This is a genomic window from Vulcanisaeta distributa DSM 14429, assembly GCF_000148385.1.
Classification (GTDB): domain Archaea; phylum Thermoproteota; class Thermoprotei; order Thermoproteales; family Thermocladiaceae; genus Vulcanisaeta; species Vulcanisaeta distributa.
Genome location: NC_014537.1, coordinates 1,198,926 through 1,213,096 on the forward strand (window position 1 = coordinate 1,198,926; position 14,171 = coordinate 1,213,096).

General features: G+C 44.5%; 18 protein-coding genes. 12 read left to right on the plus strand and 6 right to left on the minus strand.

From position 1 onward, the window contains the following. Positions 1-88: 88 nt before the first annotated feature. A complete protein-coding gene (locus VDIS_RS06170; RefSeq protein WP_013336370.1) occupies positions 89-274 on the plus strand; it encodes a hypothetical protein in 186 nt (61 codons plus the stop codon). Here the strand turns inward: VDIS_RS06170 and VDIS_RS06175 are convergent. Next, positions 261-1,247 (minus strand): winged helix-turn-helix transcriptional regulator, encoded by a 987-nt coding sequence (locus tag VDIS_RS06175; protein WP_013336371.1) that lies wholly within the window; start codon positions 1,245-1,247, stop codon positions 261-263. The two genes, VDIS_RS06170 and VDIS_RS06175, sit on opposite strands and share 14 nt — an antisense overlap. A 94-nt stretch (positions 1,248-1,341) precedes the next feature. Between VDIS_RS06175 and VDIS_RS06180 the strand changes: the two genes are divergently transcribed. Next, complete coding sequence (locus VDIS_RS06180; protein WP_013336372.1) at positions 1,342-1,596, plus strand: hypothetical protein; 255 nt, start codon at positions 1,342-1,344, stop codon at positions 1,594-1,596. On the opposite strand, the gene VDIS_RS06185 is transcribed toward VDIS_RS06180, so the two are convergent. Then, a complete protein-coding gene (locus VDIS_RS06185) occupies positions 1,546-2,127 on the minus strand; it encodes a hypothetical protein (protein WP_148678266.1) in 582 nt (193 codons plus the stop codon). The two genes, VDIS_RS06180 and VDIS_RS06185, sit on opposite strands and share 51 nt — an antisense overlap. Positions 2,128-2,165: 38 nt before the next feature. Further along, on the minus strand, positions 2,166-2,441 hold the full coding sequence (locus tag VDIS_RS06190) for an RpoL/Rpb11 RNA polymerase subunit family protein (RefSeq protein ID WP_013336374.1): 276 nt from the start codon (positions 2,439-2,441) through the stop codon (positions 2,166-2,168). 256 nt (positions 2,442-2,697) lie between these two features. On the opposite strand from VDIS_RS06190, the gene VDIS_RS06195 reads away from it, so the two are divergent. Together VDIS_RS06195 and VDIS_RS06200 are read left to right on the plus strand one after the other, a co-directional pair. Beyond that, complete coding sequence (locus VDIS_RS06195) at positions 2,698-3,837, plus strand: hypothetical protein (RefSeq protein ID WP_013336375.1); 1,140 nt, start codon at positions 2,698-2,700, stop codon at positions 3,835-3,837. A 52-nt stretch (positions 3,838-3,889) separates the two neighbouring features. After that, positions 3,890-4,375, plus strand: a complete 486-nt coding sequence (locus VDIS_RS06200; protein WP_013336376.1) for a hypothetical protein — start codon at positions 3,890-3,892, stop codon at positions 4,373-4,375. Between the two features lie 151 nt (positions 4,376-4,526). Here VDIS_RS06200 and VDIS_RS06205 read toward each other — a convergent pair whose 3' ends face one another. Then, positions 4,527-5,684: a CBS domain-containing protein gene (locus tag VDIS_RS06205; protein WP_013336377.1), complete on the minus strand. Its 1,158-nt coding sequence runs from the start codon at positions 5,682-5,684 to the stop codon at positions 4,527-4,529. Between the two features lie 76 nt (positions 5,685-5,760). Between VDIS_RS06205 and VDIS_RS06210 the strand changes: the two genes are divergently transcribed. The 8 genes from VDIS_RS06210 (at position 5,761) to VDIS_RS06240 (ending at position 12,540) form a co-directional block, all read left to right on the plus strand. Beyond that, on the plus strand, positions 5,761-6,213 hold the full coding sequence (locus VDIS_RS06210; protein WP_013336378.1) for a RecB-family nuclease: 453 nt from the start codon (positions 5,761-5,763) through the stop codon (positions 6,211-6,213). Continuing rightward, positions 6,210-6,653 (plus strand): NADH-quinone oxidoreductase subunit A, encoded by a 444-nt coding sequence (gene ndhC, locus VDIS_RS06215; RefSeq protein WP_013336379.1) that lies wholly within the window; start codon positions 6,210-6,212, stop codon positions 6,651-6,653. The genes VDIS_RS06210 and ndhC overlap by 4 nt, the downstream gene beginning before the upstream one ends. Before the next feature lie 5 nt (positions 6,654-6,658). Continuing rightward, the gene (gene nuoB, locus VDIS_RS06220) at positions 6,659-7,921 is read left to right on the plus strand and encodes an NADH-quinone oxidoreductase subunit NuoB (protein WP_013336380.1); all 1,263 of its coding nucleotides are present in this window, start codon (positions 6,659-6,661) and stop codon (positions 7,919-7,921) included. Then, complete coding sequence (locus tag VDIS_RS06225) at positions 7,921-9,198, plus strand: NADH-quinone oxidoreductase subunit D (protein ID WP_013336381.1); 1,278 nt, start codon at positions 7,921-7,923, stop codon at positions 9,196-9,198. The genes nuoB and VDIS_RS06225 overlap by 1 nt, the downstream gene beginning before the upstream one ends. Positions 9,199-9,285: 87 nt before the next feature. After that, the gene (locus tag VDIS_RS12840) at positions 9,286-9,432 is read left to right on the plus strand and encodes a hypothetical protein (RefSeq protein ID WP_171804847.1); all 147 of its coding nucleotides are present in this window, start codon (positions 9,286-9,288) and stop codon (positions 9,430-9,432) included. Positions 9,433-9,501: 69 nt separating this feature from the next. Continuing rightward, positions 9,502-10,698, plus strand: coding sequence for a DNA double-strand break repair nuclease NurA (locus VDIS_RS06230; RefSeq protein WP_013336383.1), 1,197 nt, complete (start codon positions 9,502-9,504; stop codon positions 10,696-10,698). Positions 10,699-10,756: 58 nt separating this feature from the next. Beyond that, positions 10,757-11,173 (plus strand): hypothetical protein, encoded by a 417-nt coding sequence (locus VDIS_RS06235; protein WP_013336384.1) that lies wholly within the window; start codon positions 10,757-10,759, stop codon positions 11,171-11,173. Between the two features lie 41 nt (positions 11,174-11,214). Then, on the plus strand, positions 11,215-12,540 hold the full coding sequence (locus VDIS_RS06240) for a cyclic 2,3-diphosphoglycerate synthase (RefSeq protein WP_013336385.1): 1,326 nt from the start codon (positions 11,215-11,217) through the stop codon (positions 12,538-12,540). Here the strand turns inward: VDIS_RS06240 and VDIS_RS06245 are convergent. Together VDIS_RS06245 and VDIS_RS06250 are read right to left on the minus strand one after the other, a co-directional pair. Next, positions 12,533-13,162, minus strand: a complete 630-nt coding sequence (locus VDIS_RS06245) for a pyridoxamine 5'-phosphate oxidase family protein (protein ID WP_013336386.1) — start codon at positions 13,160-13,162, stop codon at positions 12,533-12,535. The two genes, VDIS_RS06240 and VDIS_RS06245, sit on opposite strands and share 8 nt — an antisense overlap. 94 nt (positions 13,163-13,256) lie before the next feature. Then, positions 13,257-14,171 (minus strand): acyl-CoA dehydrogenase family protein, encoded by a 915-nt coding sequence (locus tag VDIS_RS06250; protein WP_013336387.1) that lies wholly within the window; start codon positions 14,169-14,171, stop codon positions 13,257-13,259.

Genomic DNA, 14,171 nt, shown 5'->3' on the forward strand with positions numbered 1-14,171 from the left:
TCATAATGATAATATTGTTCTATGGAAAATATGCAGATTTTGCACCTTACAAACTACTTTTTAATTGGTCCATGAATTTAATAATTGTATGGCGAAGTACGAATTAAGGAGGTATATAACGTATGGGCAATTAATTATGTGGCCTAGGTTAATCGTGAATATTAAGGATCATGTGAAGATTATGTTCGTAACGAACCTATCAAATAAGGGTGAGATTAGGAGCATTAGGTGTTCAAGGATTGAATTAATAAAGCATAGACCTATTGCCCAGTAGACTTCAGGGAATAAACAATAACCTCCTTATTACCCCTAATAATGACCTGCCTCTGAATCAAACCCTTCCTAATCAAAATACTCAATGCATTCCTAACAGTCCTGCTTGGAAGCATGGTCTTTTCAATGATCTCCTTCTGTGTTAATTGACCCTCATACTCAAGGATCTTAAGTATGAACTTAGCGCTAGGCGGCAGGTCCATGTTTGCCAACAGGCTTATTTTCTTTTCATAACGTCCAATGGCGCTCGAGACCTCACCAACCCTAATGAGCTTGAGTGGCTTCCCAGACGTTATCTTGACCTCATTACCAACGTAAGTCCTGATACTACCATCAATTATCACCTCAACCCTAGACCTGGAAATTAAGTCCCTTATAGTGATTATGGAATCGCTGGGCACTATGACGGGTACGCGGGCTAAATTCGTACTATTAACGGGCACTATCTCAAAGACCTGAGCCCTCGAGTGTATTAATGGGCCGCCCGCCGACATTGCGTATGCGGTGGAGCCCGTGGGTGTTGATATTATTAAGCCATCAGCAACGTCATGCCATAAATACTCATTATTCACATATAGACTATACTCAAGAGTTATTGCACTCCTGGCTGGGAAAATGGCAACCTCATTTATAGCATTTGGCAATTTCTTTCCCTTCGCATTCACGGAAAGCCTGAGTATCTCCTCAATATCATAATTGCCACTCATTATTGTTGATAATGCCTTATCCAGGTTTGTTATGTCCACGGAATTCAAAAAGCTTAATCCAAAACCAACCGTGAGGACAGGGCCTTCCCATGAGTTTAACTTATGGAGGTTCATGATTATGAATTTATCGGTTCCGACAATACCTATGACATCGTAACCACTAACATCATCGTTTAATTCCGTAACGATACTGAAGGACGAATAATCATCAATAATCTTCTTAACCTCATTAACAACACTGGGCATGGTTACCAATAGACCCCTCATCTTTGTTAATTATAGAATGCTATAGGAATTTATTTTTTACTACGATGACCTCGAGAATGTATACCTTAAAAATGCAGACAATTAAACGCGTGGGATGCTGATAACAATAATCGTGGGGATACTCGGATTACTATTCATTGCCGTGGGCTGGGTACTTGCACTGGGCGATGTACCACCCCTCAGATTAACAATTCCATACCTAATAGGTAGTACCCTACTCACGGTATACTCAGCACTTAATTGGAACCTAATATTCCTAATACTAAATGGCGCCGCAACAGCCCTCTCAGCCATAAACCTAGTAAGGAGGATTAGAATGAACAAAGTTAATACCAAAGACCATGGATAAAGCCATAAGCTCAAGCACCAAATCACCCCTTACCACATACATATCACTACCATTACTTAACAACCATGATATTGACGACTCAAGGACCAAGGTACCCCTCGAAGTACCCCTACCCAGTGCCACTGTGCATTTACTCTTATCATTATTAAGCACCGCAATTGTATATACCGCTCCAGGGGCCACTTGATACTCAAGCATGATCTCCATCATATTAACTGCACTAATTACTTTGGTCCTGGCGAAATTCAATAACGCTAATGCCTCATCAATACTCTTCACATTGCCAATTCTTTTCATGGTGCTTATTACGGTTGATAATATGCCCCTCGCAGTACCCCTTTGGATAGGTATTGCGCCTTTGTAAGGCAGTAATGATAGGACAATGGAACCCCTAACCATGCATGTGCTATCCACTGAGATTATGATACTACGCGGAGGCACATTACAATCATTAACCTTAACTATCTCCTCACCAAATTCCCTAATTACATTAATTAACCATTGAGGTGGTTCACCAAGTATGTAAATCAAGAGCTGACCACCATCCTCGTGCACTTAGTGTTTCATACCTATGGCGAACCTAAGAACCCCTTCTCTAACTCCTCAACATCCCTCAATATCTCATTCACAGCCTCCTTAATAACATCAAGTGGCGGCCTTCCCTTAGTCTTTATCCTAAACCGAACATTCTGGGTCAGTGGGTGATCAACATCATACATTGCATACTCAACATCAGGTCTCTTGAGCAGGTACTCAATTAATGGTGCGAATAATGTGTACGTCTCTCCCTGCACCACAGCCTCCAGGTAATTGTCCTCGGCCTTTACAATGCTTATCTTAATCACGAAATCAATGTGGAATAAGTAGTAAAATAAAAGCTTTAGCTCTGGCTTAAATGTAATACATTGAGCGCATAACCAAGTGATGACAACCCCCGGAACAGACCAATGAAGAATTCACGTACCGACTGACCACACCTAACCTACGTTAATGCCTAACTTCACACAAATTCATCACAAATACAGCACTTAACGTTGATCATTCTTAGAAGGCTCAAAATACCTTTATTACTAAACTAAACAAATTCTTCCTTGATAGTTTATGCGTGTTAGTGAGTTAAGAAGAGGTGGCACCCGTGGTTCTGGGTATGTTTACGTTCTCATTGGTAATGAGCTTGTTCATGTTTCCGAGGTCGGTAAACTCGTTAAGCATGATGGTGATGAGTACGTATATGAAATACCGAGCAATATCCCGTCCTGGATATTCATATTTCACTTCAGTAGGAGTGGTTATGGCAGTGTCACTAGGTGCCCACTTGGTAATTACGTAAATACGGTGGACTATACAAAGTGTGAGAGTAAAGCTATCGAGGATGCGGTAAATGATTGGTTAAGTGATGTTAATTTCAGAATAAAAAATCCTAAGTTGAGGGGTCTCTTGAATGAGTTATTTAGTGAGTTCGTGATAATGGCTAATGAAGCAAGGAGTTATTGGGGGTTGATTGGTGGTGAGTTGAGGTTCATGGGTCATGCCTCTAGACTTAGTGAATTTTTCAATAATCCAAGGATTTACTACTTCACCGAATTAAGCATACCGAGTGATACAGGTAGAATTAGGGGAATTAAAACAACGATGTCCCTAATCTACGAGAATTGGATCGCCGCAAAGGTTGCCGAGGCGTTGGGTACGAGGAGTTTGATAAGGAGAAGTTGGGAAGCGAATGAACCATTCATTAATATGCCAGTGACTGTTTGGTTTGAGCAGGGTGGTGAAACTAGCTTTGCAATACTCAATACGCCACATGGCGATTTCACAATGTGGCTTGAATTCCAAGTAAATCCAGCGATACATGTCTTTCCAAATCTCAAATCAATCATGGCTAATAACAAGATCGTAATACCAACCAAGCATGGTAGAAGGGCTGTTAGGCCTGACGTTGTTATTGCCAGGGGTAAGTTTAATGGCATTAATGATCTGATTAAGTCGGGCGGCGGGATTGACTTCTTGATTGAGTGTAAGGCGTTGCCTTACGAGGATTGGGAGAGTGACGTTGATGAGCAGGTTATACCGTACGTCAAGCAATTTAGGCCGAGGAAAACGATGCTCATTGTTCGCTATGCCGTGCCGAATAACGTGAAGGAAAAATTAAGTAATAATGGAGTTGAGGTTATTGAGGATGTAAGGCCGGGAGGGAAGGGCGTTAGTAAGCTCGTGAATGCTATAAACAGTGCAATTACGTAAGCATGACGGCACTGTGAATATTTAAATTTAGGACCTAGGCTTTAACCTTTGTATGCGTTTTCGTGGGTTGGTTTTGGTTTTGGGTGTTGTCGTTGTTGTTATTGCCTTGTTTCTCGTTTTTCTCTATCCCTACATGACCTTCAAACCACCCGAGTTTGTTTCGGCCAGTTGGGGTATTTCAAGCCAGAGTTCGCTGGTCAGTGTTGTTCTTTACTTCAACCTGTGGCTTGAGAATCCAAACCCGTATGCAATAAGCATTATTTCATCAAGCATCACCGTGTCGTATAATAATGGTGTCACACTAAGCCTACAACCAGAGTACTTGCCAGTTGAGCTAATGCCTCACTCAGTTAATGTCACGGCATACACAGGCAGTATATCATTAAGCCAAGCAGCTCAGTTCATTCTATCGCCACCAACCAGTTACGTAGTCACTTGGCAGGCAATAATACAGACACCACTCGGTACGAAGACAGTGACATGCACAGCAACAACATACATACCAACAAACCAAACAACACAAACATGCACGAGCTAAAATAATAACGAAATGAAAAATGAGGACGCAAAATACAATTAATGGAGTACAGAACCGATATATGGCATTTGGAACTGAGGTTTATCCCTGCGTCAGTCGTTGGCGAAGTAATCATCGGTCATTAAAGGGTGCATTCATCACCCGTTGGTTATTACTCGCTGGGTGGTCCTCCGCGTAGTCTACCTTTCCTCTTTATGTCTCTTATTCTGTTTATCTCTCTTTCAATTCTCTTGATCAAGGTCTCGAAGGCGTACCTAACAGCGTTTACTGGGTCCCAGTCAACCTCGTTGACTGTGTACGTGTTTGCGTTGTCCTTGAGCATTATATGGACTGAGTACTTACTCCTCTTCTCCTCACCTCCCTTCTCATACTTCTTAATGTTTATTTTAACGTCAATTACGTTTGTCATCCTATTTATCTTAGCCATGTAGTTCGAAATCACCTTCTCAACTAACGGCTTAACATCCTCATCAATCTCGGTGAGCTTAGCCTCAATGGGTATCTCCTCATAAGGTTTAAGTACGGACCTTATCACGTCATAACTAGAGACAACCCCCGTCACGGACTCCCCTGAAATCACGGGCATTCCGGAAATGCCCTTATCAAGCATTAAATTAACTACAGTATAAACATCGTCGGTTTCATTAACGGTGACCGCCGGCGTGGTTGCTATTGCCTTCACGGGGGCCGCGAGTATGTCATCCTCAGTACCAACCACATCACCCCTCCTGCTGCGTCGTGGTATTGATGCGTAGTATAATCGCTCGACTATGTCGCGCATTGAAACTATGCCGTAAAGCTTCCCTGAATCAAGCACTGGGAGGCGTGTTATTCCATGCCTTATCATGAGCCACTTAGCCCTCGCCACAGCTTCATTGGCATCAATTGTAATTGCCGGCTTAGACATCACGGATGAGACCGATGTGCGGGGTAGCATTCTATTATCAAGTAGGTACTTTAGTATCTTCTCCCTTGTTAAGATGCCGACAAGGCTCATGCTCGAGTCAACCACGGGCAATGCCCTAACCCTTAGAGTTAATACCTTGGACATTGCCTTAACGAGGTCTGAGTCCTGGCTTATTGAGTACGGTGGTGACATGGCGCTTGAGACCTTTGCTCTGAGACTAACTCTTCGCTCAAGCAAATCCCTGTAGCTCAAGACGCCCACTAATTTACCGTTCTCATTAATGACCGGGACAACCCAAGCCTTATAATCCCTCATGTCCGAAATTACCTTAGAAATAATATCCTTGGGCTTTGCAATAACTACTACGTTATCCATGAGTTCACTGACCAATGGTGTACTCATCAGGGAGTTAATTTGTAAGGCCCTTTAATAATTTAATTGGGTTATAGTTTTATAGGAGGCGCTGAGTTGTGGCGTGATGGATTGCCAACAAGCCATTAACAATGTAATACCTGTTATCCATAACCCAGCCAGTGTGCAGAAGTTGCTGGATGCGGTAAAGGTCTCACTTGGCTTTGGCTTAAGGACCATAGTGGTCACTAAGGCCGTGGGCACAGCGGCTCAGCAGGGTGTGCCTGAGGCCTTTAGGCTTGTGCTCAGGTCTGGGGCTACATTGATTGTACTGCCTGACATTAAGGATGCAGTTGAGCTCCTTCACCCAGATGCAGTATACTTCCTGAGCACCAGGGGTGATTCCATGGGTAATGAGGTTAAAGGTAGGGTATTGATCGTGATACAGGCGTCTGACCAACCATTTATGCAGAGTGAGTTGAACCTGGGACGGCAGATTAAGGTTGTTGGTAGGGATGTGGGTAGTACTGCATTACTAACATTGGCACTTAACAAGTTACTTGGGCAATGCGTTGAATGAGGTTACTACTTAAAAATGCCTCATTGCTAATACTCCTGGTCACGATGTCAGCCTTCATTGATGCGTTAGCGATATTGATAGTACTCGTGGTGATAGCCCTTATAACTGATGCTGCAATAATGTACGTAGCAAGAAGAATCGCAGCAAGAAATCCAAATGTCTCAAAGTTGCAGAGGTATGAGGCTGGTAATCCACCTGTTGGTGAGGCTAGGTACGTATTCCCAATACAGTATGTGGGCTTCCTACTCATGTTCCTTGGTATGGAGCCGATCATAGTTATATTACTAATTCTATCATCGGTGGCGGTCATGGCACTGCCAATAATTTATATAATATTGGCGATATTAGTAATAACCCTACCAAGTATCTATGTCGGTTATAAATACGCACTAAAAATGGCGTATCCCAAAGAATTTATAAGAAGGTCAAGCGGTAGGTGACGCGAATGTCACTTGACAAAGCATTAGAGCCCTACAAGAAGTGGGGTACGAAATATTCCCTATGGCCGGTGCACCTCGTAACGGCATGCTGCGGCGTCGAGATGGCACACACCTGGAACCCAACCTATGATGCCGAGAGGCTCGGCTCGCTGCCATGGCATGCCCCAAGGCAGACAAACCTAATCCTTGTTGAGGGTACAATAACCTTCAAGATGGCTAGGGTCCTCAGATATGTTTGGGAGCAAATGAGCGATCCAAAGTACGTAATTGCAATGGGCTCCTGCGCAGCTGAGGGTGGTATATTCTGGAATAGCTACCACGCGGTCCCCGTTAATAAAATAATACCGATTGACGCATACGCCATAGGCTGCCCACCGACGCCAGAGGCCGTTATTCAAATGATTAAGATAGTCCAAAGGAAGATAGAGACGGGCGAGGCCAGGGCGAACGTTAAGCCAAAGACCATAGACCTAACAAAGATCTTCACACCATCACCAACAAAACAACCGGCGCCAAACCCACCACATAGGATAACCCCCAACCCGCACATACCTGTTTGTCAGGAGAAGAAGGTGGAGTGGCCCTTCGGTTATGAGTTAATTAATAATCAATTAATGCCCGCACTCAAGGAGTCAGCAAAGAAAATAATCGTAACAGACATTAATAGAATATGCGTTGATACAGAGCCCAATAAGTTAAGGGACGCCGCATTATCATTGTCAAAGCTCGGCTTTGACCATGTTAAGTCGGTTAATGTTATTGATGTGCCTCACGAGAATAAGTTCTACGTCGAATACTGGGTCTCGAGCTATAGCAAGAAGGAGCTAATGCCCATACTCATTTCATTGACGACGGAAATACCGAGGGATAACCCCAGGGTACCAAGCCTAATGGATATTTGGCCGAGCGCTGATTACATGGAGCGCGAGATGTATGACTTCTTCGGTGTTTGGTTTGAGGGTAATCCATGGATGGGTAGGAACTTCCTACTCGACCCAGACACCCCAGTTAAGTTCCCGCTTAGGAAGGACGTACCAATAGTTAGGGAGTTCTACATAGTCGATAGGGAGTTCCCTGGACTACCCGTGGCGCCACCACAGCCAAAGCCGGCAGCGGCGCCGCAGAAACCAGCCCAAGCACCAGCCCAACCAAAGCCTGCACAGCAAGCCCCACAGCCAAAGCCCGCTGAGACCGCACAGCCACAGGTAAAACCTGCCCAGGAAAAACCAAGTGAAGGTAAGCAGGAGACGGGCGGTAGCACCGGGTGATGGGCATGGGTAGTAATGAGAAGTATGCAGAGTTGCCCGTTAGGATGGAGGTGCCTGAGGAGTTTGTTAGGAATTTCGTACCGATACCAAAGGAGTACGTTGAGGAGGCATACAGGAGTGATGAGTACCTGGTCTTCATTGGTCCTCAACACCCAGGGAGTGGACACATGAGGATAATACTCAGGCTTAAGGGTGACTACATAGTTGATGCAATACCGGACCCGGGCTACGTCCACAGGGGCGTGGAGAAGCTTGCCGAGACTAGGCTATACATACACATATTACCGCTCATCGAGAGACCTACGATTCAGGACTCAGCAAACTTTGACCTCGGTTACTCACGTGTGGTGGAGAAGCTGGCTGACCTAGACGTGCCCAAGAGGGCTCAGTACATTAGGGTTATACTGGCTGAGCTGAGTAGGATAGCCACACACCTATACGATACTGGAATACTCGCAGTATTCATTGGTCACAGCACGGGGTACATGTGGGCCTTCGGGCTTAGGGATGTGATTAATGAGGCCTTCATAAGGATTACTGGCACGAGGACGACGCTTAGCTATACAGTGCCAGGTGGCGTTAGGTGGGATGTTAAGCCTGAGGTCCTTAACTTTGTGTATGAATTAACGAATTACCTGGAGAGGAAGATGAGGGACATGGAGTCGATATTCGTTAAGAACCCGGTGACGATACATAGGCTTAAGGAGGTTGGCGTACTAACGAAGGAGGAGGCTATTAAGTACGGTCTTGTCGGCCCATTCCTTAGGGCGTCAGGTGTTGAGTATGATGTTAGGAAGGTTGAGCCGTACGAGGTGTATAATGAGTTTGAGTGGGACATACCGGTGGCTGATGATGGTGATTCATACTCGAGGTTCCTGGTTAGGGTTGAGGAGATTAGGCAGAGTATTAAAATAATTAGACAAGCCGTCAAGAATATACCAGACACACCAATAATAAGTGAGAAACTACTCTCAAGAATACCGCCAAAGGATAGGCCGCAGGCTGCCAAGGACATTAGGACATTCCTAACAAAAACTCATGTGGGATTAACACCAGGCGCTGGCGAGGCGACAACATTGACAGAGGCCTCAAGAGGACTACTACTGTTTACATTAATATCTGACGGGCATAGTAACGTGCCGTACAGGCTAAGGATGGTCACACCATCATGGCTACTGCTCAGAGGATTCATGGAGGCACTAAAGGGCTACAGGCTAGCGGATGTACCAGCCATATATGGAAGTTTTGGCTACTTCCCGCCGGAGGCTGATAGATAATTATGAAATTAAGTCATGAGAAAAATTAAAATTTCTTAACCTATCGAGAGGGCTACGGACACGCTTTCTGTGGGATTAAGTGATTGGATGTTTAATGGGTGGGCAGTGTTTACGTGCTATAAGTATTATAAGTATAAGGTTTATGAGGCTAAATTGAGTGTGAATAATTTAATGCCCTGCATTGATAAGGTTAGGGCATTGGTTAGAGAGACTGAAAATGCATTAAGTCGGTAAGGTTCAGGAAGTAACTGCAAACCTTGCTCATTAGTGCTTTATATACCTCCCTGTAATCAATGCCTTGAGATGTTACCTAGTGATTATGGGCCTGGAGATATTGAGTTTTGGATTGAACCTCCATTACTACTTTCCATACAATCAGATGTGAAGAAAATGCTTGATGAAGGTGTTGATTCGCAGATACTTACCCTGGTCCGTGAGTTAAGGAGGGTTATTGAGGATAGAGGCTTGATTAAGGGTATTGGTTCATCGACGAAGGCCTTTAATGCTTATGCAATCGATTCGAGCTACCCGACCCCACCTCTTGAGCTCATTGGTGGTGTCATGACTGTGCTCTCCTATGGCTATGTGGGTTACCTTAACGGTTCATATGATAGGTATATGACTGGTGAGGTTGTTTTTGAGGATGTAAGTGAATTTGAGAGGGTGATTACTAGGAGGGCTCAGGTCAGGGAGAGGGAGTTGGCAATTAAGCTTCTTCGTGATAAGGCCAGGGGTAGGAAGGGGGTTGACCTGGTGATACTTGATGGCGAAATACCAGTACACCCGCTACCGTATAACTTACCAGTTGAGGGCGGCGTGCTTGCTCGCGTTACGAATGTGGTTGGCGATCTACTAGAATTGGCTATGAAGACTAAGACGCCGATTATTGGTGTTGTTAAGAGGGTTAGGTCCAGGTTTCTCTCGGTATTAACCAATGAGTGCTTGCCAATGAATGATAAACTTATTGCAAGCTTGGTCCTAAATAACGGCGAGTACATGGTGCTTGGGAACTACGGTGATATATTGCCCCAGTGGCTTCGGATAAACTATGGCGATTGTGAGTTAAGGAAAAGGTGCAGGGGTGGAAAGTGCGACGACATTAGAGATTTGATGAGTAGGAGACTTAGTGAGGGTTTGGTAAACCTTGAGAGGGTATTTAGCGGATCTACTCACCCTGGCTTGAAGATGCTTCGTGACATATACGTAGTATTTTATAAGCCACGTAATGGTGCACCCGCGGTTAAGCTTGAGGTCTTTAATCCAAGTGATGGGGTGAGTGTTGAGGAGTTGGTGGCGTATCTTGAGTCGCAAACCACGGATACTGGTTACCCATTCCTGCTTGATAGGGTTGATGAGTATGTTAGACTCGACCCCAGGATACTGGATTATGTGAGGAGCTTATTAATTAAGGATTCAAAGGATTTAAATCCAGCACTGTTAACCATGCTACAATTGACAAATCCACAAAAGGCCTACTTAGTGAGGAGACTTGAGGCGTGATTTCAGGTTTATTTTGGTGAGCTATCTTTAATAACTGGAAAGTAGGGTTGTCATCGTAATGAGGATTGGCATTAGGATGAGGGGCTTGATAATAAAGGTTTCTGTATTTTTGTCATTGGCAATAGCCGCTGTTGTGGGTATACGATTCGTCAGCCCCGTCCTTGCGCCAATAATAATTCTCATACTACTTATACTAGTAATCCTCCTTAATAAGTTAATAAATAGAAAGTTAGCCAGCATGTGGGGTCCGCAATTATTGAGTATTGATAATTACGCAATCTATGAAAAGGGCATATACGTGAAGCCAATGGACGCATTCTATCCATGGAGTGAATTAATCATGGTACGTAATGACCAATCAATAATAACGTTTGTGTTTAATGACGGCACTGAGATCTCATTATCGGAAAGCATTATTGAGAGTTTACGGGGTTGTCCCTGCATTAACAGAATTGATAATGCAGTGGGTAAATAATAAATAGTACTAATCCAGTACTAAGGAACGGTGATTCCTCATTGCGGAGGGTAATAATACTGGGTGCAGGCGGTCGAGACCTCCACGTATTTAACATGTACTTCAGGCATAACCCAGAGTATAAGGTCGTGGCAGTCGCCCAGGTTCAAATACCCGGTATTGGCGGTAAGCGGTACATTAAGGGTGCCGGAGACCTTTATCAACCAGGCGGTATACCACTTATTGGCCTTAAGGATCTTGAGGATCTCGGTCGGTTAATAAGGGATTTGGGCGCTGACGAGGTTGTCCTAGCCTACAGTGACCTGCTATATAATGATGTTGGTAGGATAATAAGCATCGTGCTAGCAAACGGCGCAAGCTTTAGTATTCTTGGTCCTAGGGATACCATGATAAAGTCCTCAAAGCCCATGATTGGCGTGGTGGCTACGAGGACCGGTGCTGGTAAATCAACTGTCTCGCATGAGGTAACGCTTGAGCTTGTTAAGAGGGGGTTGAAGGTTGCAGCGATTAGGCATCCAATGATTTACATGAACCCTGATGACATGATGGTGCAGATCTTCAGGACTAGGCAGGATTTGATGAAGATAACGTTTGAGGAGAGGGAGGAGTACGAGCACTACATAGACATTGGCGTGCCTGTACTAGCTGGTGTTGATTATGAGATGATCCTCAATGAAGCTGAGTCCATGGCTGACGTATTGCTATGGGATGGTGGCAATAACGACTTCCCATTCTACTATACCGATTACTTAATAACAGTTACTGACGCCAGGAGACCGGGACATGAGGTTGGTAGCTTCCCTGGCGAGGTTAATACAAGGCTTGCTGATGCTGTGATAGTTACTAAGGTCTCTGACTCAACCCCTGAGAATGTTAAGACTGTAATTAGTAATATTAAGGCCGTAAACCCAAGGGCATCAATAACACAGGCAGATCTTGAGGTTTATTTAGACAATCCAAATGCCGTGGCTGGTAAGAAGGTCGTAATCATCGAGGACGCCCCAACAGTAACGCATGGTGGTTTACCATACGCGGCAGGATACATAGCTGCCAAGAAGTACAATGCTGAGATAGTGGATCCAAAGCCATACGCCGTGGGCATAATAAAGGAGACCTACGCAAAGTACACGCACATGGGACCAGTACTACCAAGCCTGGGCTACACCCCAGAGCAGATTAAGGATTTAGAGGAGACCATAAGGAGGATACCCGCTGATGTAGTAATCATGGGTACCCCAGCCCACATTGAGGATGTTGTTAAGATTGATAAGCCCATAGTTAGGGCTAAATGGAGGCTCAAGATCCTTGAGGGACCAACGGTGAGCCAATTAATTGATGAATTCCTTGAGCGTGTGAAACTTAAGTAGGTTGGTGCGACTTAACTAAGTCAATTAAATACTTCGGTATTGGTTTATTATTCGTACTAATTGGCATTCCATAAACGGTCATTACCGGTATCACCCCCTCCCAATGCATATCACTGATGACGGTAGGCCCACCCTCCCTCCTTTTAATCGCAAAGTCCTCAATCCTAACCTTAACAACAGCTACGGAGTTCAACTCCTCAACAGATGGTAACTCAGTATCGTTTAGTCTACCAGGTACTAACCTATTAACCATTAATTGAAAGACGCGAAGCTTCTCATTAGGGTCGTTAACAAATGATCCCTTACCGTATATGATGACCGACTCGTAATTAATCGAGTTATTACACAAATTACTTGCAAGGACTATACCGTGAACCTCCGTAATAGCAATAACTATGGGCGATCCACTACCCACAATCTTAATCAACCTACTGTCAGGCGAACCATGCATGTAGATGTATTGGTCATCATTTACGTAAAGCATTGGTATTACGTATGGCTCACCACCATCGATGAAACCCACATGGCATATGAAATTCCTGCTTAACAACTTCATCAATTCATCCCTATCGTAGGACGCCCTCTCACTATACCTCACAACCTTAACCTTACGAGAACCCATGCAACGTGTACATCTTGAATTAATTTAAGAATTACCATTATAACACGTTATACCAACCAACTCCTTTTGAGGAATCACTTAGCGGTCTTAATAATCATACTTCACGAGCCCTCGACTTATCGTAAGACTCCCACAGCTCATCCACGTTGAAGCTATAGACCTTACTTAACGTCACACTACGCCTCAGGTATAGGTGCAGGTCGAGCTCATCGGTGAACCCTATACCTCCATGTACCTGGATACTGTCCCTAATCGTATTTGGGATAATCCTTGATGCGTAGTCCAACGCCATGGGCGCTAGCTTCAAGTCATCGGCAGCCCTTAGGTATAGTGACCTGGCGAGCTCTATGTTAAGTGCCATGTTCACCAATTTATGTTTCACGGCCTGGAATGCACCTATTGGTCTACCGAAGGCAATCCTCTTCTTTGCGTAATCCACCGATAACTCAAGCGGTGGTTTACCGGTACCAACTATGGCTGCGGATAGTAGGAGCGCTACTAAGTCTCTATTCACACCTACCTTAGTACTCCTCCTAAAGTTGACTTGGCACCACCTCATCGAGTTATCGAAGGAGTTCAGCGGCTTTACCGAGGCATCATCCTTCCAGATTAGGTTATCGCCAATTACTATGACGTCAGCCCTATGCGCCTCGGGCGCCATATTTGCGGTGCTTGATATCGATATTTTCAACTTACCCTCATACTTCTCATCACCTAATTCATTACCCGTGGCTACGGCGCCTATTATTGTCGTTATGACAATACCAGGCGGAAGCCTTGAGCTCACCTCCTCCATCAGTATTGCTGCATCCCTCGGCTTGGCGTCCCTGAAGAATTCAAACAATCCAAAATTCACCAAGGCCTTCCATAATTCATCAAGTACTGATGTATCGCCTTCACTATAACTCCTTAGTTTGGCGGTTGACCATACCTTATTGAAGAGTTCATTCAGATTGTTCAGTATTATTTTCAGTTCCTCATTTAAGTAATCCTTAATGCCGATAATCAT